We start from the raw sequence: 19,848 nt of genomic DNA, 5'->3' as shown, positions 1-19,848 counted from the left end.
GATGCGAATTAAAAAAATTATCAATAATACCCTATCGAGCTTAATGCTTGTGATCTTTATTCTGCTGGTGGCAGCCGTAGTGTTATCCAAGGCCTCCGGCGGTGAACCTGCTTTCTTCGGATATGAGATCAAAACCGTACTCTCAGGATCGATGGAACCAGGAATTCAGACAGGCTCAATTGTCGCATTAAAACCCGGAGGGGATATGAATCGTTTCAAACCAGGCGATGTCATCACCTTTAGGAATGAAGATAATCTGCTCATTACTCACCGGATTGTAGAAGCGACCGTCAATAACGCTACTGGTGAAGCTGTTTATCGCACTAAAGGCGATAACAACGACGCGCCCGACATGAACCCTACCAGTTCTGTGAATGTTGTAGCTCAGTATACCGGGGTCACTGTACCCTATGTCGGTTACGCTATGAATTTCGCGGTTTCCAAAGCTGGAAGTGTAGTCCTCATGATCGTGCCTGGCTTGATGCTTCTGCTCTATGCTCTGTATACCTCTTGGAAGGCTGTAGCTGCATTAGAAAAGAAAAATGCTGCCCTACTGCCAGCCTCACCGCCCCCAACAGAAACACAGCCCTAAGTTGATTGTCCACTTCCGCTTACGAACCGGAAGATACAATATATAAATTTTATAAAAAATTCAAACACAAATTTGAGGAGGAATTTTATTATGGGTATCAAGAAAACATTGGGTCTTGGCGTAGCATCTGCAGCACTGGGTTTATCATTAATCGGCGGAGGAACCTTCGCATACTTTAGCGACACTGCGCAAAGCACAGCTACATTCGCAGCGGGCACGCTCGATCTGAACTCCGACCCTTCTGTCATCGTTAATATTCCTAACCTGAAACCAGGTGATACGGTAACTAAATCCTTCAAATTGAAAAACGATGGTTCGCTCGATATCGGATCTATTATTCTGAATACATCGACTCAAATCACGGATGCTAAAGGAGATAACTACCTGGATTTAGCCGAGTTCATTAAAGTTAAATTCCTTAGAAATAATGATAAAGGAGTACCTATCGTCTCTCCTGAAAATGTAGTTTATGAGACTACACTTGCTGCTTTAAAAAGTCAGCATCCGGATCTCGTAAAAAATACAGGTTGGGATCAACTCTTTACCGAAGCATCCGGTATTAAAGCCGGTACCAACGACAGCTTCTCCGTCCAATTCGAATTTGTGGAAAATAACCAAGATCAAAATATTTTCCAAGGCGATAGCTTAACACTGACTTGGGATTTCGTAGCTAAACAAGGTGCGAAAAAAGACTACTAAGATCAATAAAGTAATTTAATAAAATACTCGAAGAGCAGCAGATCCTGAATCCGGCCACGGATAAGCAGATTGCTGCTCTTCTCTTTACAATAAACTTTGTCCGATTTATTGATATTTGCTATACTAATAACAAAAATTACGGAGGGGCGTCAGCATAGTGCCACAGAATATGGGCCAACGTATCCAGCAGCTCCGCCTAGACAAGGGTTTCTCCCTATCTGAGCTTGCGGACAGAGCAGATGTGGCTAAGTCGTATCTTAGCAACGTGGAGAGAAACATCCAATCCAATCCATCCATCCAGTTTATCGAAAAAATCGCTGACGCGCTTCAGGTATCCATTCATGCCCTACTCTATGGAGAACCCAATGATGCAGAGGAATCACATTTAGATTCGGAATGGTTCCGATTGGTGCAGGAAGCTATGGACTCAGGCATTAGCAAACGCGAATTCAAAGAATTTCTGGACTATCAGAAATGGAAGCTCGATCAAAAGGATTAATACTTCCTACTAATCTGGTACGATCCTCTCTTCTACTAAATCATATCGAAAAAGGACACAGCGAAGAACCGCTGTGCCCTTTTTCGATATGTAACCCCTCTAATGTATTACTGCACGATCTGCACAGTTTTCTCATGAAAGAACTGGCGGATTTCATCTGCCTTAATGCCAGCCTTCTTAGCTGCTAATAATAAATGTACCCACTCTTGATCCAGATCAATAAACTGCTGTTCTCTGTTGCTACCCTGGTTGGACTTTTCCAAAAAATCTCCCCCTAAGATTTTACGTCCCCAGGCAATCCGGCTGTCATAGTATCTCTACCTTAGACCCGCGACTTTGTGCCCCTGCCTTTCGGCAAGTTTACCTTTTACTGGACCCTTTTCACGAAAGGATCTGCTTAAAAAACTATAAAATTACTATCTGCAATAACATTATACAAAAAGAAAGCGGAAAAGTGTGTCGATTCCTGGTTACTTTCTATTTTAAAAACGAAAAATAAAAGATTTTTTTTCAAAGATCTTGTCCGATTATCACGATACTCGTCCGTTACATAAAATAAATTGTACTAGCAAAATAAATATTTACTGACCTAATAGTTAAAAATAAGGATAATAGAATCATTTTAATAGGCCTTTAGAATGGGTAATGAGAAGAAACACCCTTCTTTTCATTAGAACAAGCTAACCCATACCATTTTGCGAACGTATTGGACGAAAGAATGAATTGATTACAGTGGCCGAAAGTAGCACAATAAGATGAGAAATGAAACCGCAATCATCACAGCTCCAGTAAGCGTTGACACAAAATGTCACGTATGGAGTTCATCCGTTAAGGAGGATGTATTCATGGCAGCCAAAGAGCCCTATAACGAATCCATTTGGAGTAAGTATTACGGACCCAATTTAGGCTACATTCAAGAAAGATATGAACAGTTTGTGAAAGATCCCTCCACCGTAGAAAATAATTATCGCGAGCTTTTTACAAATTCGGGACCTCCTCCCCTAACTCCGGATAGCGAACCGGCTCCTCAGCCGCGCATCTCGGGAGACACCGAATGGCTTAGAAAAGCAGTAAGAGCTTCCAAGCTAATCGCCAATATTCGTATATATGGCCATATGGCCGCTGAAATTGATCCGCTGGTACGCGATCAGAATCCCATGGCAAAATATCTTGAGCTTGAAACCTATGGGCTGACCCGCGAAGACCTGATCGCACTGCCTGCCACGCTTATATGGGAAAATGCGCCGAATGATGTGCATACCGGATGGGATGCCGTGCAACGTATGCGTCAGGCATACACCAAGACTATCGCCTATGAATTCGGGCATGTGCATGAAGAAAAAGAACTGCAATGGCTAAATAGACAGGCAGAATCCACCAGCTCACCAGCACCCCTAAATAATACAGAACGCAAAGAGCTCCTGAACCGCCTGATTCAGGTAGAGCAATTTGAAACCTTCCTCCACAAGACTTTTGTAGGTCAGAAGCGTTTCAGTCTTGAAGGCAATGATGCTCTTGTGCCGATGTTAGATGAAATCGTACGTGCTGCTGCACATGACGGTGCGGAGCATATTTTGATGGGCATGGCGCATCGCGGCCGCCTCAACGTTCTTGCACATATTTTGGGCAAACCTTATGATATCATATTTTCAGAGTTTCATCATTCTCCGAACAAGGAGCTTTTCCCTTCCGAAGGCTCCACAGGCATTAACTATGGTTGGACAGGTGATGTGAAATACCATCTCGGTGCAGACCGTGCTGTCCGTGAAGGAGAAACCGTACGCACAAGAATAACACTAGCGAATAACCCAAGTCACTTGGAATTCGTCAATCCTGTCGTGGAAGGTTTCACTCGTGCCGCACAAGAAGATCGGAGCACTGCAGGACTGCCGAAGATTGATACCAGTAAAGCTATGGCGGTGCTGATGCATGGCGATGCTGCTTTTCCAGGTGAAGGAATTGTTGCAGAAACGCTTAATATCGGCAAACTTCAAGGTTATCAAAATGGTGGGACGATCCATATCATTGTTAATAACCGAATTGGTTTTACGACTGAAAGTGAAGATTCCCGTTCTACGCATTATGCGAGTGACATCGCCAAAGGGTATGAAATCCCAATAGTCCATGTCAACGCTGATGACCCAGAGGCCTGCGTAGCAGCTGTACGTTTAGCTAGCGCATACCGCCATCAATTCAAAAAAGATTTCGTAATTGATCTCATCGGCTACCGCCGTCATGGTCACAACGAAATGGATGATCCTGAAACCACACAACCTATTGTCTACGGCAAGGTTCGCAATCATCCAACCGTCTACAAGGTTTATGCAGAGAGACTGAAAAACGAAAAGGTTCTTACCGCCGAAGACGTACAAAAGATGAATGCTGAAGCAGAAAGCGTATTGCAGCGTGCGTACGATACTATGAAGGAAGGCAATCATAAGAAAAAAGAACCCAAAGCCTTCATTCCTCTACAAACGGACCGCGCAGCGGCAAACACTACAGCGGTATCCATCTCCAGCCTGCAGGAGATCAATCGTGAACTGTTGACGGTTCCTGCTGGATTCCAGGTTTATCCGAAGCTGGAGCGCATTTTACAACGTCGTAAAGATGCACTGAATGAGGGTGAAAAGGTCGACTGGGCACTAGCTGAAACATTAGCCTTCGCTACCATTCTGAAAAATGGAACGCCCATCCGACTGAGCGGTCAAGATGCCCAGCGCGGAACCTTCGCACATCGCCATCTGGTGCTGCACGACAGTAAAACAGGAGATTTATTCTCTCCGCTGCATCAGCTAAGCGATTCCCGTGCCTCCTTTGGCGTATACAACAGTCCATTGTCAGAGGCATCAGTATTAGGCTTTGAATATGGTTATAATGTGTTTGCACCGGAAACCTTCGTAATCTGGGAAGCACAGTATGGTGATTTCGCCAATGCGGGTCAGGTTATTTTTGACCAGTTCATTGCCGCTGGACGCGCCAAATGGACACAGCGCAGCAATCTCGTCATCATGCTGCCGCATGGCTACGAAGGACAGGGACCTGAGCACTCCAGCGGTAGGCTGGAACGGTTCTTGCAGCTATCCGCTGAGGAGAACTGGACGGTCGCTAACCTGACTACCGCTTCGCAATATTTCCATCTGCTGCGGCGCCAAGCAGCGTTATGCGGGCAGGAAGATGCTAGACCGCTAGTCATTATGACGCCGAAAAGTCTCATTCGGAATACGCGCAGCACTTCTGCCGGAACCGAGCTGGCTTCAGGACAATTCAAGCCTGTATTAGCTGAATCTTTGCTTGGCCAGAAACCAAGTGAAGTTAAACGGCTCGTAGTCTGCAGCGGTAAAGTCGCTATCGACATCCAAACAGAACTGGAAGCAGCACCGGATAAGGATTGGTCATGGCTGCATGTTCTTCGCCTAGAGCAGCTTTATCCGTTCCCGGAACAGGAGCTAAGCGAACATTTAAACTCCTTCAGCTCCCTTCAGGAAATTGTCTGGGTGCAAGAAGAGCCGAAAAATATGGGCGGCTGGAGCTATAGTGAGCCTCGGTTACGCGCCATCGCACCGAAAAATGCCGGCGTAAGATATATCGGCCGTCCGGAACGTTCCAGCCCGGCCAGTGGTTATGCAGATGTGCATAGCTTCGAACAACGTAGAATTGTAACAGAAGCCCTAAAATCAAATTCGAACGTACAAGCGGCTGTACCGTCCTCTTAAGAGGACGGTATCACAATAGCGTAAACCATTATGTTTGGGGAGGAAACGGCCTGTGTCAGAAATCTTAGTACCCGATCTGGGAGAATCCATATCCGAAGGAACCATCTACAAATGGCTGGTTAAAGAAGGCGACACGGTAGGTCAAGGCGATGTGCTTGCTGAGCTGGAAACGGATAAAGTCAATCTGGAAATTAGTGCAGAGGTGGAGGGTGTCATCTCCACCATCCTGCGTCAAGCGGGCGAGAACGTAGCCGTTGGCGAAGCCATCGGCATCATTGGAGCCGCAAGCGGCAGTACGCCGCGGGCCGCTGAAAGCGAAGCCGAAGCGCCTAAAGCGGCTCCGGCAGGCGGCAACGCAGTAGCAGCCGCCGCGCCTGTAGCTGCGCCCGAAGTGCCTGCAGCAGGTGGCGACAGCCACGCTGCCTTGGCATCGCCGGGCGCACGCAAGCTGGCACGGGAGCGCGGCATCGACCTCGGCGAGGTTAGCGCCCGTGATCCTATCGGCCGGATTGGTCAGGCCGATGTGTCCGGTCATGGTGCAGCAGCGCCGCAGGCCGCTGCACCGGTAGCTCCGGCGCCGCAAGGCAAGCCGGAGCCAGCGAAGCCGGCAGCGGGCAAAGCCACGCCGGACGAGGGCAAAAACGTGGAGCGCAAGCGCATGTCGCGCAGACGGCTCACGATTGCCAGCCGCTTGGTCGAAGCGCAGCAGACCGCGGCCATGCTTACCACCTTCAACGAGGTGGACATGACAGCGATCCTCGACATCCGCAAGCGCCGCAAGGATGCATTTAAAGAAAAACATGAAGTTGGACTAGGCTTCATGTCCTTCTTCACCAAAGCCGTGATCGGTGCGCTTAAAACCTATCCACTGCTAAACGCCGAAATCGACGGTGAAGATCTGGTCGTTAAGAAATTCTACGACATCGGTATTGCTGTTGCAGCGAAAGAAGGACTTGTAGTTCCCGTAGTCCGTGATGCGGATCGGCTCAGCTTCCCGGAAATCGAGCGCCAGATTGGCGAGCTCGCTTCCAAAGCACGTGCCAATACGCTCAGCCTCTCCGAGCTGCAAGGCGGAACATTCACCATCACCAACGGTGGCGTATTCGGCTCCTTGTTATCGACACCGATTCTGAATACACCACAGGTGGGTATTCTAGGGATGCATAAGATCCAATTGCGTCCGATCGCGCTGGACGAAGAAAGAACCGTAAACCGTCCAATGATGTACATCGCCCTTTCCTATGATCACCGGATCGTTGACGGCTCTGAAGCGGTAAGCTTCCTGGTCAAAGTGAAGGAATTGCTGGAAGATCCGGAAGCACTACTGCTAGAAGGCTAACGCTGGTCAACTTTTCGACTTAAGAATATAAAGAAGGTATCCCTACAGCTCTCGCTTTGGGGATACCTTCTTTTATATCTGGATCCAATTGCTGCCTTCCCTGCATACGATTTAACTGTATTTTATACACTTATTTATTTCTGATCCGCTCATAGCCTCTTCTCTAATTGCATTCTCTACAACTAAAATCCGTAAAAACGTCTATTTCCACTAATCTAACCAGTAATAGCTGCATCAAGTACAACTAAAGGGCCTATATACAGCTATTGGTGAACTTTAATTGCACATAATACAACTAACTTAGCGCATGCACCTACTAACTACTAACTTCAAACTTCAAACTTCAAACTTCAAACTTCAAAACTCTACTTCAATAGCTCCTCAGCCAGCTGTAAAAATTGCTCCTGGGTCAAAATCGTATCTCCATAGCTGGTGAGTGTATAATACGCATCCTGCTTCTCGTTATACCAATTTAGATAATCATAGCTGACTTCTTCCCTTACTACCTTGTTATAGATAACTTCTGTGCCTGCGACTGTGAGCTTATTAGCTTGATTCTCAGGCGTTTGTTCCACGAAAACCTTGCCCCCATGCATGAGCGTTGCTGAGATCCCTATAAAAGCATTGTTCTTCGAATAAGTTACACTTAGCCCCCCTGGCTCGGACCACGGTATAGCCTTCATAAACAAATTGCGGGTCCCCTTATCCTTATTTGCCTGAGCGGTAAGATCATTTAATGTTTCCTTATACAGAGAACTTCCCTTAGCTGTATCCGTAGTCGGAGAATTAGGATGGATTACACTATATTTAAAAGCGTACCCCGCTGCCGTTTCGGGAAGCATTGGCGCCCCTGTTCTTTTGATTTCTTTTAAAAAATCAGAATACGCATCTATCCGCTGCTCTTTATACTTAAACTGCAATTCTGTCGCCAAGCCTGCTGCACCTGCTTTATTTTTCACAAGATAAGCGATCAATTCACCCGGTTTAGCGAACTTTTCTGCTTGCTGCGCATATTTATCATAAGAAGCATTTTCTGCAGATTCAGTCGGCGCAACATGTTGGACCTTCACTACTCCTTCACTATTGCGGATTTGGATATATTCAGACGCAGCATACGCAGTCACAGAAATCAGCAGAAACAGCGTTAACATACTGGCCACTGCCGTTGTTTTATTCATCACCCTCAGCGAGAACGATCGCTTTCGACCTGTTATGCCAGTAATACGCCCCATGACCTTATCTTCTACATCTACCTCATCCAAAAGTTCATTGCCCGCCGAGGCATAAATTATATCTTGGTATTCATTGCTGATTTTGTTTCTTTCCATGTGATCTCCTCCTCCGACTTCATAGCTTCCTGAACCTTTAGCTTGATCCGATTCATTCTTTTAGTTAGCGCATTGGGACTGACCCCTAGAATCTCACTTATCTCTGCATAAGTTTGTTCCTCAAACACCCGCAGAATAAGCATGTTTCTCTCCTCAAGCGACAATCCCGCTAAAGCCGCAGACAATGAAGGACTGTACAACCGAGCATCCAGCTCCTGTTCAGGGCTTGCAGACAGTACTTCCGGACGAAAAATACGCATGACTTGCTTATGCAGACGACGCCTGCGCAGCAGATTTAAGCAATGATGATATGCGATACGATAGAGCCATGCCGAGAAATGCATTTGCGTTTTGTATTGCCGGATAGATTGATAACCCTTTACCAAAATATCCTGAACCGCGTCCTCCGCATCCTGCTTGTTTTCTAACAAACGATAGCAATATCGATAGATCGGCTTTTGGAATGACCTGACAATTAAAGCATACTGCTCGGAATCTCCCTTTTGAATCCTAACGATTAGCTCTTCCAACTCTGTCGAGTCTAGCGAATCCTGTGGCGATGTAAGCACCTCCTTAACCTTTATATCTCTATAACACTTGACCACCGAAAAAAGTGCCTATGTAAACCAAACTAAAGGAAATTTTATAAAAGCTGACAATCACGGCTTCGGAGAATGTTTGAATCACTGACTGCTGGTGTCCCCGGATTTCTTACTTATACCATTATGCACGGTTAAAATCTGGTGAGTCTATGCTTAGCAGATGCATAACAAAACCTCCCATTAGACCTGATAACTCCAGGTTTGCTTCTAATGGAAGGTTTTTTAATAAGGCTTATTATTCTAAGACTGAGGTGTAACGTCAACCTCTGCTAAATTGTAAATTGTAAATTGTTGCAAAGGTTACTCTCTTATCATGGAAGGAGATAGAGTGATCGTAATCGTCTTATCGAACGGAGTCATAAAATTGACCAACACCGCCTTGCAGTTATCCTGCAGCTTCGCCTCACGCACCGTAGCCGCCAGATGGCCAAGCTCGCCCCCTGTCAGTTCAATCCAGTCCTCTTCATAACTATAGCGGAGGTTACCGCCGTTCCAGAGATAATGGTCCTCTCCGACAGCCTGCAATTCACCCGATGTGAAACATCCTTCCCGTCCAAAAATAAAAGACAGCTGTGTCATAACCTCTGTAGGTTCCTCAGCATGCAATCGCAGGGTCCACCCTCTGTCCGTGCGTTGAACCTCCGTCTCCACGCGGAATGTCTGTTCATGCGTAAGTGCGCGGCTCTGATGCGGTAACAGATACCAAGGGCTTACTGGCTCCCCAGATGTTTGCGGAAGCAGTTCACCTTCTACAGGACCGTAATAACCCTTCTTTTGTTCTCCTGACAGGTGGTATCCGTCAGGTAGTTTGATCATTTTCTGCATCGGGACATAGCCCGGATTAAAGTAAGAAGCCAGTTGCACTGCAAGCAGCCTGACGGCACCGTGACGGAGTGCAAAAAAAGACGGCGTCTCCGTGATTAAGGTCACGCTAGTGTTCCCGTCCCTGTAGCGCGCAACCGGTGCTCCGAAATCAGTATGCAGCCGGCTGTGGTAAATTCGCCCTTGATGGCCGGACTTCTCCATATCCTGCAGATAGCCGTGTCGCGGAAAATCGCCGTTCAGTATTTTCTCATATTTTACAGGCAGAGCTGCCGAATCTTCAAAAGGTTGCTGAAGCTCCGGCTCCAGCAGCATACGTACAAGTACGTTGACAGAGCAGACCCCCGGATTTTCCAGTGCTCTGCCTGCCCATTCGGCCATCCCCGCAAACAATGGCTCCTTATCGGAACGGGCCAGAATAGCGTACGGTAAATAATATGGAGACAGGTCGTGAAAGCTCCCCAGATCCTGGCGCCCAGAATAATCGGTCACAACTTCGCCCTTAGGATGCACCAAATAGACCATCATGTGTAAATTCAGACGAACTGGCTCCAGCAACTGCGGCCGATCCAGCAGACGAGCGGCATGAATCAGCATGATGTCGCTGACCGCACTATAAATACCGTTGCTGCGCTCCGTCCATTCTCCATCAGGTGTAATATCCATCCCTTCCGCCAACCACTGTTCCGCCCGTTGGACAGCCTCCTCCAGTCCGAACAGTTCATGCAGAAATCCCAGTGCTGCACACAATACCCAACGGTGATTCGGCGTGTGACAGCCCCCTGTAAGCATGACGGGAATAGTTCGCTTAAGAAACAAGAGCATATTATCAAGCACCTGTTGCAGTGGCGCCCAATCCTGCGACGCCAACAGTTGGTATAGCTGAGCATAGCCGACGATGACAAAGGCTGTATCCGGGGGAGAATGATAGTTCGTCCAGCCCGGAGAGATCGAGCCATCCTCATGTTGTGCACGCAGCACGAACTCCGTCGCCAGCAGCAGGCGGGCCAGCAGCAGCTCATCACGGTAGAATGCGGAATCCGGGTTAACCAGAGCCGCTCCCCAATAACACATATCGGTTGGTGTGCCGGTCGTATGATTAACCCAGGCAACGCCAGTACCCGGATCTATTGTCCCTCCATAATAGCGGCTCGTCGGATCAAGCACCTGCCGGGATAATCCCTCCACTGCCGCTCTATCATTACTGGCTACCAGTTGCTTGTACATTATACTTCCCTCCATGTTAACAATCTGCTCAATGTCTGGGTGGTAACAGGAGCTGAAGCCGTGCCAGCTCTTGTCGGATACGGTCAGGAATTTCCGTGAACAGTTGATTCCAAGAAACGAACAATTCCTCCCGGTCCGCATATTCCCAGCACGAATAGGACAGGGAAGGCGTGAACCGGCAGGTTTGCAGATAACGGTGGACAAGACGGTCAGTTTCTCCATCGGACGCCAGAATGCCGTGAAAAAAGTCGCCATAAATCAGACCCTCCGCACCTGCCCCATCCTGTGTACAGGATGGGAATCCCGGTAACAGCTCAAAGACTCCAGGGAACGGGGCGAGAGCATGCTTGCCGGGTTGGACATATAGATCTACCCGTGTCCCGCTTAGATTGCTGCCCCCGCGCAGCAGTGCTTTAAGGAATTTCCCGTGAAAGCTCGCTTCGGCATCCACCACTTCCCCGTCTCTACCGATATAAACCCACACATGCTCCAGATCATATAAATGCTGAATATCATAATCGTAATAAATCGCGTATTCCACAACGGCCAGCACATCCGGATGGTTCACAGCTAGACGGCGCCGGAAGGAAGGAGACTCCTCCTCCTGCCGCATCACCGTTATACCGAGACGTACCGGAAAAAATGGCTCGTTCTGATCGAATAATAAGCGCGGAGCATACTTCATAGCTAACCTACGGTCTTCATCGTTCAACATCAGACCTGCCCTCTACGCGCTAACTTGGCCATAAGCAGCCGATGACTTTCAGCAATTTCTTCCGGCTGGCAAGCTGCCTTCAGCTCATACACCTTGACCCGCGCCCGTTCAATCATCGGCAGATAAGCATCATAGAATTCCATATTCCCGCTGTTTACATAAGGGCACCAGTGATCAGACAGACCGATGGTCTCATGAATGTGAACACCTACAATATCATCCATCAGACCTTCCATTTCCGCCACACTGTCGTACAAACCCAAACGGTCCATCATAATGGCATGCCCGGTGTCATACCATATGCCCACAGGTGCTCCTTTTAGCGCCTTAATAATCGTTTTGGCTTCCGCAAGCGTCGGAATCTGCTGCGGTTTGGAACGTGTTTCGATACCAAAGCGTACGTTTAGCCCCTCAGAAACTGCCCGGTTACATACTTCATCTAGGCTTTCAATAATTTTCTGCACATAGCCGGCGCTATAGGCTTCCCGCCGCTCCATCAGTTCCGCCCATTTGCTGCGATAAGCGTTAGAATCTCTACCCTCTCCGTTATAAATCTGCTCCAGCTCTTTGCTGATATCATTTGGAAAGGGTACCTCACCGGGATGCACAACAACAGCTTCTCCTCCGTAACGCTGAGCGTACTTAGCCGAGCCAATCAGCAGCTCAATCGCCCGCTGCCGCTTCTCCTCATCCTCAAAACCTAGCAGCACGGAATCTGTGCCATAATCGGAGTCCTGCACATGCGGGAAGGTGTTGTGGACACTTGAGATCCCCATCTCCCCCCGCTCAAGCATCGGCTCGATCGTTTCCAGCATTTCCTTAGTCACATTATAGTTCAGCTCCACTCGCTGAAAGCCCAGATCGCGGATTTCCCGCAGCATTTCACTGCCGATGGAATGACGCTTAATGTTCCAGCAAGTTGAGAACGAAAATATGCCTTTGTCCTCCATAATTATGTTCTCCTCCCTTGTTACAGCTTACGGTTCAACCTTTTACGGCACCAAGCATTACACCGCTGACAAAATATTTCTGCAGCCATGGATATACGGCAAGGATCGGTACTGTTGCAAAGATAACGGTGGCCGCTTTTAGGCTCTCTGGTGTCAGTGGGGTCCGGTTGGCACCTTCCATTTGTGTCAGTTCGGATACCATATTGTTCTGCACCATCTGGAACAGCTTGAGCTGGAGCGGATACAAATCCGGATTATTGATATACATCAAAGAATCCTGAAAGCCGTTCCACCTTCCCACTGCGTAGAAAAGCGCCAATGTGGCCATAACCGGCATGGATAGCGGCAATATAATACTCATCAGGGTACGAAGATGGGAACTGCCATCGATTTCGGCCGATTCCTCCAGGCTGGCAGGGATGTTATTGAAAAAGGAGATCAGGATAATCAGGTTAAAGGGGCTGACCAGACCTGGCAGGATAAGCGACCAGACCGAATTAATCAAATGCAAATCACGGATCAACAAATATTCAGGAATAATACCGCCGCTGAAAAACATAGTGATAACGATCAGATACATAAAAAATTTACGGCCCTTCAATTTTCTTTTGGTCAGCGGATAAGCTGCTGCGACAGTGAAAAGCATACACAGCACCGTTGTGGCAAACGTCAGAATAACCGTAAAGACAAGAGAGCGGATCATCGCATTATTGGAAAAAACATTAATGTATGCATTCCAGTTCAATTCAATGGGGAAAATCGTTACTTCTCCAGAAGTAATTGCCCGGTTGGAACTAAGCGACACGGCAATCACATGCAAAAACGGAGCCAAGCAGAACAAAACGAACAAGGCAACAAACGTTATATTGACGATATCGAATATCCGGTTTGAGGTACGTTCACTCATAGCACTCCGCCTCCTTCTTTCTTTATCATAAAATACCGTCTCCGGTCACTTTTTTCGAAATATAGTTGGAGCCAAAAATAAACACCAGTCCCACCACGGCCTGGAACAATCCGACTACAGTAGCCAACGTATATTGTCCGGATTCTAGACCCACCCGGTACACAAAGGTACTGAGCACATCAGAATACTCACGCACAGCAGTGTTACCGATAATGTAAGGGCGGTCAAAACCGATGCTGACCATCTTTCCCAGATTGAGGATAAGCAGCGTCACGATGGTTGGTTTTATGCTAGGAAGCGTAATGTAGCGGATTTTCTTCAGCCTTGTCGCTCCATCCACTTCAGCAGCTTCAAACAGCTCTCGGTTGACACCAGTTAACGCCGCCAGATAAAGGATAGTCCCCCAACCGGCACTTTGCCAGACGCCTGTGAATAAATAAGTGATCAGCCACGGATTTTTTTCAGTCAGAAACGGGATGGGAGTAAGGCCTAAGCTCTCCAGCACACCGTTCACCATACCGGACTGGTTGCCGAACAATTGATATACGACCCCCCCGATGATCACCCAGGAAATAAAGTGGGGGATATACAAAATCGTCTGCGATATTTTCTTGAACCACACCGAACGAATTTCGAACAGCATAATCGCCAGGATAATCGGAGCCGGAAAAGAGACAAGTAAATCCAGAAAATTCAGCATAAAGGTATTGCGCAAGGTGGTGTAGAACTCTCTCATTCCAAAAACCTCGCGGAACGCATCAAAGCCAATCCACTCGCTGCCTCCAATCCCCTGAAACAAATTGAAATCCTTAAAAGCAATCTGCACACCATACATCGGACCATAGCGGAAGATCAGGAAATAAATAATAGGCAGCGAAAGCAGCGCGTACAATTGCCAATACCGTCTAAAGTATGTCGCTTTGCTCAAGTCGTTTTCCTCCTAAGGAGAAAAACCGGGTGGAGCGCAGCACCATCTCCCCCCGGTTTTCACTATATATTTGTTTATTGAGCCGAAAGTTCCTTAAACGACTTCTCCAGTTCCTCTTTCAGCTTGGTTCCGCCCAAAGTCATGTAATCTTTCATTTCTTGCTCGTAAACCGCTTCAAATTGCTCTGGTTTGGCCATTGCCGTCTTTACAATAATTACGTTGAGCTTATCTTTGAGCGTTGTGCCATATTGCGATTCCGCTTCTATCGGCTTGCCGAAGACGAGCGGACCCACCGTGTCAGCGTTGGCGATAGCGATAGATTGAGTCAGCATCTCCCGGTTACGTTCCGGGAAGCCCAGCGCCCATGCTTTTTCATTAGTGGCCTGATCACCGATGTTTTTGCCGTTGGAGATAATGGCCATGTCGCCAGCATTAAATAGACGATCGGCGAACTCCTGGGAAACATCTGTTTTGGCCACTGGAATACCGTCTACCAGGTCGTAGTTTTCACCTTCTACGCCATTTTGGATATCAATCAGATTATTATCCGAAGCCATCCAATCGAGATACTTAACGGCTTCCACGGCGCGTTTACTACTCTTCGGAATCATGATGTACATGCCGTTGGAGGCATACCGGGATTTAATGTGCTTGTTATCAACGTTGGCGTTGGTTAAGACGTCTACCGGCAGCACCTTGCTTCCCTCTACATTTTTGTAGAGATTATCTAGGGTACCATCGGCATAGAACAAAACATCCACATCCTCCGACCAGTAGCCTACATTGCCGTTCTGGATATCCTTGGCCAACTGTGTTTTATCCTCGTCCAGACTGAAGTCCTTACTGATCATCCCTTCATTGTAGAGCTTATTGAGAAATTGCAGGGCATCCTTAAAGCCCTCATGCAGCGGCAGCTCATAACGTTGGCTGTAGGTCAGATCGCCGCTGATCGGCTTCATGAAAGAGAAAATCAACGTCTCGAATTGGGCTGGTGCCAGTGCCATGCCCATCGGGATGTTTTTGCTGCCGAGATTGCCCGGATCCTTTTCTTTAAACGCTTTCAAAGTAGTGTACAGCTCATCGGTCGTCGTTGGCACAGGCAGTCCTAATTTATCTAACCAATCCTGACGGATGTAGGAGCTATAACGGCCTGTGATCGCCCGTTTACCAGGGATCGCATACTGCTGACCTTCAAGCTGGCCGAACGCCAGCGTATCCTCGCCAATAAACTTTTTCAGATTCGGGCCATATTCATCGAGAATTTCTCCGACATCAGTCAAGCCGCCTTGCTGGGCATACCGATAAAACACACTGGAATCATACGTAAATACGATATCGGGCACATCCGTATTGCTCGCCATCAAAACATTCAGCTTGGTAACTTCCTCAGAACGCTGGATAGGTACAAATTCTACATCAATGTTATTCGGATCTCCGAACTTTTCCTGCACTAGTTTAGTTAAGTAGTTATTGGTAATGGTATGAGGGGCTGGGCTGTTGCCGCGGTCAAACACTTCCACCTTTAATGTAACGCGCTTGGCACTTTCGCCGGCTGGGGCACCCTCGGATGCTGTGTTGTTTTTAGAATCATTGGAACAGCCTGCTAGCAGAGAAACGCCCATTATTGCGGTTAATCCGATCCCGATTGCTTTCTTCAGAACTCCTTGATGTACGTTCACTGTCATTTTTCCATCCCCTTCGCCCTTGCAGGCTTTAATGGTGTATTTATGATCCCCTAGCCTTAACTCTATCCATCCCCAGCGGAATCCATATCACGTGATGCTTTTTACTGCCGTGCTACTGGGTCGCTTGTTGTTCTGGATGCCCACAGTATTTCATGAATTTCGGCAGTCTGACAATAAACCTCTTTCGGATGCTCATATCCCAGCAAAATCGGACTTCCGGTTTATCCATACAACCATTTTCGTAGAATAAACCGCTTTCAAAAGTGTGAAAATAAAGACCGCATCGGTGTTCGCCCCCTCATCATAGAGGTTGGCGTGCACAGATGCGGTTATAAAAACTATTGTTCACGTGCTATTGGATTAATAAAGTCGGCAGCCTATAGTCTGGAGGTCCCGCGCCCGCGCTTTAAAGAACGGTAGTCACCCGGCGTGATTCCTAATACTCGTTTGAATACCCTGCCGAATGTAATTGCATTCGCATATCCCACCTGGAGTGCGATATCCTGCAGCGAACATTCCGTTTCCACTAAAAGCTTTTCGGCTTCCTTCATGCGTAGCTCTGTAAGAAAATCAACAAATTTCATTTTAAATTCTGTTTTAAATAGATAGCTGGCATATTTGCCGGATACCTGAAACCGGTCGCTCAAATGCTTTAGGGAAAGATCGGGATTTGTAAAATTCTCTTCAATATAATTCTTCATCTCGGTTACCATCGCCCGGTAGCTTTTAGTTTCACTGACAGAAACATAAGTGCGGAATAAATCAGTCAAATACTCAAACAAAATCCCCTTCATTTCATCTATGGATTCTGCCTCTTCCAGCCGCTTCAGCTGCTTCTCCGCATTTTCTGCTGACAGCTCATCCTGCAGCTGCTCAGACATGACAGCCACTTCCCGGCTCAACATCTGTAACATGGCCTGAATTAGAGAGCGAATATCATCATCTTGTAAATAATCCTGTTTAAAACCATCAAAAACACCTTCCAGCAGTTCCCGCCATTGGCCGCTCGACATCCGGAACTGCTTAACAAACTCGGCAATCATTTGTAGATACTTGAATGTCTCAAGAAGCGGCTGGCGCGTTTCTCCAAATTCCGTTAAAGCGATGTCTTCGTGCATTAAAAGCTTGTGCTGCATCACATTCTCCGCTGCCGCATAGGAATCCCGGATCTCCCCTGGCCCAGCCGCCACTGGCCCGATAGCGAAGCTTAAGGAGAGGCGCAAATTCTGCTCCACCCAGGTGCGGCAGTCCTCAGCGAATACACGGATTTTCTCTGCCATCTCTTCATCACTTCCTGTGGTCAGGAAGAGAATTGCCGCCCGGTCAGTCCCTATCCACTCCGCCCAAGCTTGCAATTCCGCACTCCGCGCCAATTCTTGAAAGACATTCATCAGGGCAAATTTAAGCGTGTTCTGATCGCCCCTTGTATACCGATCTTGAAAAACCTTGTCGTAGCGGTTGATTTCGCTTAGCACAACCATAAAGCGGGATGTGGAATGAGCTCCGGAGAGCGGCGACAGCTCTTCCATCCGCTGGACGACATTGTCCAACCGCTCGCTTTGCAAGAGATCGTTGAAAAGCTTGCTGCGCTGTAACAGCAAATTCTCTCTGCTTTTCTTATCATAATCCGTCATATGGTTGATTAGATCTTCCAGCACCCCGTCAATAAGCATCATTTCGTCCGGTCTGTCGTTGGATTGGTCCAGCTTGCGAATTTGATGACCTTCAATCCGGTTCATAATCACCTGAATCGGCTTATAGTTCCGCCGCGTAACATAGATCAGGTAAAAAATCGCGCACACAACCGTACCTAAGGCAATAGCTACCCAAAGGTAAGAAATCACTGACACCCAGCTGAATAGACTGCCCGTTTTGATCCCGCTGGTAAACGTCCAGCCAAGCCTTTCCATATATAAAGTGTTCAACTGCTTCCCATTCTTGGCACCTTCACTGTCCGAATGCGCCTGATAGACCACCTGTCCATCTGCGCCAAATATGGTCAGAAAGGACAACTGTTCATTGACCATACCGTCAACGATCTGTTCCATTCCGCTCATTTTGAGATTAATTACGAGCACTCCCTCCGAACCGAAGGGCAGCGGCATACCTTTATTTATGGTAAGCACACGTATAGACGTGCGCTGAAATTCATCTTTGTATTCCCTAACAGGCTGCCAGCCTTCCGATAAAGAGCCGGAGGTGATGCGGCCAATCCAATCCTCGTCTACAAATCCTGAAAGGTCCTTTAATCCAGTTTCTGTTAAAACGCTTTCATTTCTCTTGTCATAAAGATAGATGGACTGAATATAGGGCGATTCACGCGTCAGGTTGCGTAGATTCTGGGCAACAGCGTAGACGGTCGCCATATCAATCTGGCCTTGATTGTTAAAATAACGTTTATAAGCATCGCTGCGTTCAGCAGCCTCCAGCACTGACAGTTCAGCTTCCTTGATCGTTCGGTCCACATTATCCATAAGATAACTGGCGGTGATACGGTCCGCTTTTTTAGTTTCCATTCGTGAAATATCATTAATAAATACAAAAGAGGCAAAAATCAGTATCGTCACAGTAAGCAAAAAAATAGGAAAGTAGGACAGCAGCAATCGGCGATACCAGGAACGGAACAATAGATAACCCCCTCTGTACAACCGTTAGGATACCCGGCCACGGTTCAGCCGTTAATGCACGAGTAGTTCATAGATATTTGGCTGCACCATCATGGAAATGGAAACTCTTCCGCCTAATTTGCTGCCATTATAACACATACAACATGAACCCGACCAACGAAGCCATTCGTATTTTACACCTGCTCATTAAAAAGGCGAGGTGCGCACAGCCATAGCCGTGAACCCCCGCATATAAATCTGTCCGAGCAGCCGCCAAGCACCAAGTGGTAGCCCTCCTCGGCCTATAAACCACTCAGATCTCTGATATAACGGCGCGCCTTGATCGCATATTCCAGCGGATCGGCAAGTGCCGGATCCTGCTCCGCTTCCACTACAAACCATCCCGTATAAGAGTAACTTGCCAATTCGCTGAAAATCTCCGCAAAGGATATACATCCATCGCCAGGTACGGTGAATGCGCCCGCTTTTACAGCCTGGAGAAAACTGAGCTGATCCCGCAGCACACGCTGAACAACCTCCGGACGTATATCCTTTAAATGGACATGTTTAATCCGAGGTAAGTGGATGCGCAACACCTCTAAGGGATTCTCACCGGCAAAAGCTAGATGACCGGTATCGAACAGCAGAGACACCTCTTCCGGTTCCGTGAGCTCCATTAGCTTAGCAATTTCGGCCCCAGTCTGCACCCCTGTCCCCATATGATGATGGTATACAAGCGCCATACCTTTTTCAGCTGCCAGCCGGCCAAGCCCACCCAGTCCATCGGCAAGTGCGGCCCACTCCGCTTCTGTGAATACAGGTTTATTAGCAAACAGCGGCGTATCCATTTGTCCCTGAATACTCCGCCCTTGCTCTGAGACGACAATCACCTTCGCACCCATCTCATATAAAAAATCACGATGCGCGCAAAAAGCCTCCACTGTCTCCTCATATGGCCGCACAGTCAGATATGCGCTGAACCAAGCGCTGGCAATCTCAAGTCCACGAAGCTCCAGTGCCCGGTGCAGCCGTTCCGGAGAGCGTGGATACTTGTTGCCCACCTCGCTTCCCTGAAACCCGGCAAGCGCCATTTCGCTAATGCACTGTTCAAAGGTATTGTCTTTTCCCAGTTCAGGCATATCATCATTAGTCCAAGCGATAGGAGCAATCGCCAGCTTGACCGCATGTTCTTTGAACATCAACGATTCTACCCCTTCCGTTTCACAGTATTACTAA

At 47.7% G+C, this 19,848-nt stretch carries 16 protein-coding genes and 1 riboswitch; of the genes, 5 read left to right on the top strand and 11 right to left on the bottom strand.

Annotated elements, in window-relative coordinates; translation table 11 throughout:
* Position 1: 1 nt before the first annotated feature.
* From sipW to NSQ91_RS01980, 3 genes are all read left to right on the top strand, one after another.
* Complete coding sequence (gene sipW, locus NSQ91_RS01990; protein ID WP_076124645.1) at positions 2–592, top strand: signal peptidase I SipW; 591 nt, start codon at positions 2–4, stop codon at positions 590–592.
* 90 nt (positions 593–682) lie between these two features.
* Positions 683–1,291, top strand: a complete 609-nt coding sequence (locus NSQ91_RS01985) for a TasA family protein (RefSeq protein WP_036682781.1) — start codon at positions 683–685, stop codon at positions 1,289–1,291.
* Between the two features lie 169 nt (positions 1,292–1,460).
* A complete protein-coding gene (locus tag NSQ91_RS01980) occupies positions 1,461–1,790 on the top strand; it encodes a helix-turn-helix domain-containing protein (RefSeq protein WP_036682795.1) in 330 nt (109 codons plus the stop codon).
* Positions 1,791–1,897: 107 nt separating this feature from the next.
* Here NSQ91_RS01980 and NSQ91_RS01975 read toward each other — a convergent pair whose 3' ends face one another.
* Positions 1,898–2,053 carry an anti-repressor SinI family protein gene (locus NSQ91_RS01975; protein ID WP_232061118.1) on the bottom strand — a complete coding sequence of 52 codons (156 nt, stop codon included), beginning with the start codon at positions 2,051–2,053 and terminating at the stop codon, positions 1,898–1,900.
* A 27-nt stretch (positions 2,054–2,080) separates the two neighbouring features.
* Positions 2,081–2,165: riboswitch (cyclic di-GMP riboswitch) on the bottom strand.
* Positions 2,166–2,635: 470 nt separating this feature from the next.
* On the opposite strand from NSQ91_RS01975, the gene NSQ91_RS01970 reads away from it, so the two are divergent.
* Positions 2,636–5,503 (top strand): 2-oxoglutarate dehydrogenase E1 component, encoded by a 2,868-nt coding sequence (locus NSQ91_RS01970; protein ID WP_076185640.1) that lies wholly within the window; start codon positions 2,636–2,638, stop codon positions 5,501–5,503.
* A gap of 52 nt (positions 5,504–5,555) precedes the next feature.
* Entirely contained in the window at positions 5,556–6,842 is a 1,287-nt protein-coding gene (odhB, locus tag NSQ91_RS01965; RefSeq protein WP_076219722.1) for a 2-oxoglutarate dehydrogenase complex dihydrolipoyllysine-residue succinyltransferase, read from the top strand.
* Between the two features lie 365 nt (positions 6,843–7,207).
* On the opposite strand, the gene NSQ91_RS01960 is transcribed toward odhB, so the two are convergent.
* From NSQ91_RS01960 to iolE, 10 genes are all read right to left on the bottom strand, one after another.
* Entirely contained in the window at positions 7,208–8,170 is a 963-nt protein-coding gene (locus tag NSQ91_RS01960) for a hypothetical protein (RefSeq protein WP_076304309.1), read from the bottom strand.
* Positions 8,131–8,739 (bottom strand): RNA polymerase sigma factor, encoded by a 609-nt coding sequence (locus tag NSQ91_RS01955; RefSeq protein WP_076124651.1) that lies wholly within the window; start codon positions 8,737–8,739, stop codon positions 8,131–8,133. Before NSQ91_RS01955 ends, NSQ91_RS01960 begins: the two co-directional genes overlap by 40 nt.
* A 333-nt stretch (positions 8,740–9,072) precedes the next feature.
* Entirely contained in the window at positions 9,073–10,821 is a 1,749-nt protein-coding gene (locus NSQ91_RS01950; protein ID WP_076304308.1) for a hypothetical protein, read from the bottom strand.
* Between the two features lie 28 nt (positions 10,822–10,849).
* Positions 10,850–11,536 carry a hypothetical protein gene (locus NSQ91_RS01945; protein WP_076304307.1) on the bottom strand — a complete coding sequence of 229 codons (687 nt, stop codon included), beginning with the start codon at positions 11,534–11,536 and terminating at the stop codon, positions 10,850–10,852.
* Entirely contained in the window at positions 11,536–12,486 is a 951-nt protein-coding gene (locus tag NSQ91_RS01940; RefSeq protein WP_076304306.1) for a sugar phosphate isomerase/epimerase family protein, read from the bottom strand. Before NSQ91_RS01940 ends, NSQ91_RS01945 begins: the two co-directional genes overlap by 1 nt.
* A gap of 34 nt (positions 12,487–12,520) precedes the next feature.
* Positions 12,521–13,393: a carbohydrate ABC transporter permease gene (locus tag NSQ91_RS01935; RefSeq protein WP_038568356.1), complete on the bottom strand. Its 873-nt coding sequence runs from the start codon at positions 13,391–13,393 to the stop codon at positions 12,521–12,523.
* A 25-nt stretch (positions 13,394–13,418) separates the two neighbouring features.
* Positions 13,419–14,321 carry an ABC transporter permease gene (locus NSQ91_RS01930; protein ID WP_076304305.1) on the bottom strand — a complete coding sequence of 301 codons (903 nt, stop codon included), beginning with the start codon at positions 14,319–14,321 and terminating at the stop codon, positions 13,419–13,421.
* A gap of 74 nt (positions 14,322–14,395) precedes the next feature.
* Positions 14,396–16,006, bottom strand: a complete 1,611-nt coding sequence (locus NSQ91_RS01925; RefSeq protein WP_076124659.1) for an extracellular solute-binding protein — start codon at positions 16,004–16,006, stop codon at positions 14,396–14,398.
* Positions 16,007–16,383: 377 nt separating this feature from the next.
* Positions 16,384–18,633: a helix-turn-helix domain-containing protein gene (locus NSQ91_RS01920; protein ID WP_076192696.1), complete on the bottom strand. Its 2,250-nt coding sequence runs from the start codon at positions 18,631–18,633 to the stop codon at positions 16,384–16,386.
* Positions 18,634–18,914: 281 nt separating this feature from the next.
* Entirely contained in the window at positions 18,915–19,811 is an 897-nt protein-coding gene (gene iolE, locus NSQ91_RS01915; protein ID WP_076185696.1) for a myo-inosose-2 dehydratase, read from the bottom strand.
* Positions 19,812–19,848: the final 37 nt, after the last annotated feature.

Origin of the sequence: Paenibacillus sp. FSL R7-0048 (assembly GCF_038004505.1) — a bacterium.
In the GTDB taxonomy this organism is placed as follows: Bacteria; Bacillota; Bacilli; order Paenibacillales; family Paenibacillaceae; genus Paenibacillus_AQ; species Paenibacillus_AQ odorifer.
This window is presented reverse-complemented; position numbering and strand designations above follow the sequence as displayed.

What these genes read in the sequence shown, in the direction of transcription:
- sipW (WP_076124645.1), top strand. Translation starts at nt 2, where the DNA reads ATGCGAATTAAAAAAATTATCAATAATACCCTATCGAGCTTAATGCTT.
- NSQ91_RS01985 (WP_036682781.1), top strand. Translation starts at nt 683, where the DNA reads ATGGGTATCAAGAAAACATTGGGTCTTGGCGTAGCATCTGCAGCACTG.
- NSQ91_RS01980 (WP_036682795.1), top strand. Translation starts at nt 1,461, where the DNA reads ATGGGCCAACGTATCCAGCAGCTCCGCCTAGACAAGGGTTTCTCCCTA.
- NSQ91_RS01970 (WP_076185640.1), top strand. Translation starts at nt 2,636, where the DNA reads ATGGCAGCCAAAGAGCCCTATAACGAATCCATTTGGAGTAAGTATTAC.
- NSQ91_RS01960 (WP_076304309.1), bottom strand. Translation starts at nt 8,170, where the DNA reads ATGGAAAGAAACAAAATCAGCAATGAATACCAAGATATAATTTATGCC.
- NSQ91_RS01950 (WP_076304308.1), bottom strand. Translation starts at nt 10,821, where the DNA reads ATGTACAAGCAACTGGTAGCCAGTAATGATAGAGCGGCAGTGGAGGGA.
- NSQ91_RS01945 (WP_076304307.1), bottom strand. Translation starts at nt 11,536, where the DNA reads ATGTTGAACGATGAAGACCGTAGGTTAGCTATGAAGTATGCTCCGCGC.
- NSQ91_RS01940 (WP_076304306.1), bottom strand. Translation starts at nt 12,486, where the DNA reads ATGGAGGACAAAGGCATATTTTCGTTCTCAACTTGCTGGAACATTAAG.
- NSQ91_RS01935 (WP_038568356.1), bottom strand. Translation starts at nt 13,393, where the DNA reads ATGAGTGAACGTACCTCAAACCGGATATTCGATATCGTCAATATAACG.
- NSQ91_RS01925 (WP_076124659.1), bottom strand. Translation starts at nt 16,006, where the DNA reads ATGACAGTGAACGTACATCAAGGAGTTCTGAAGAAAGCAATCGGGATC.
- iolE (WP_076185696.1), bottom strand. Translation starts at nt 19,811, where the DNA reads ATGTTCAAAGAACATGCGGTCAAGCTGGCGATTGCTCCTATCGCTTGG.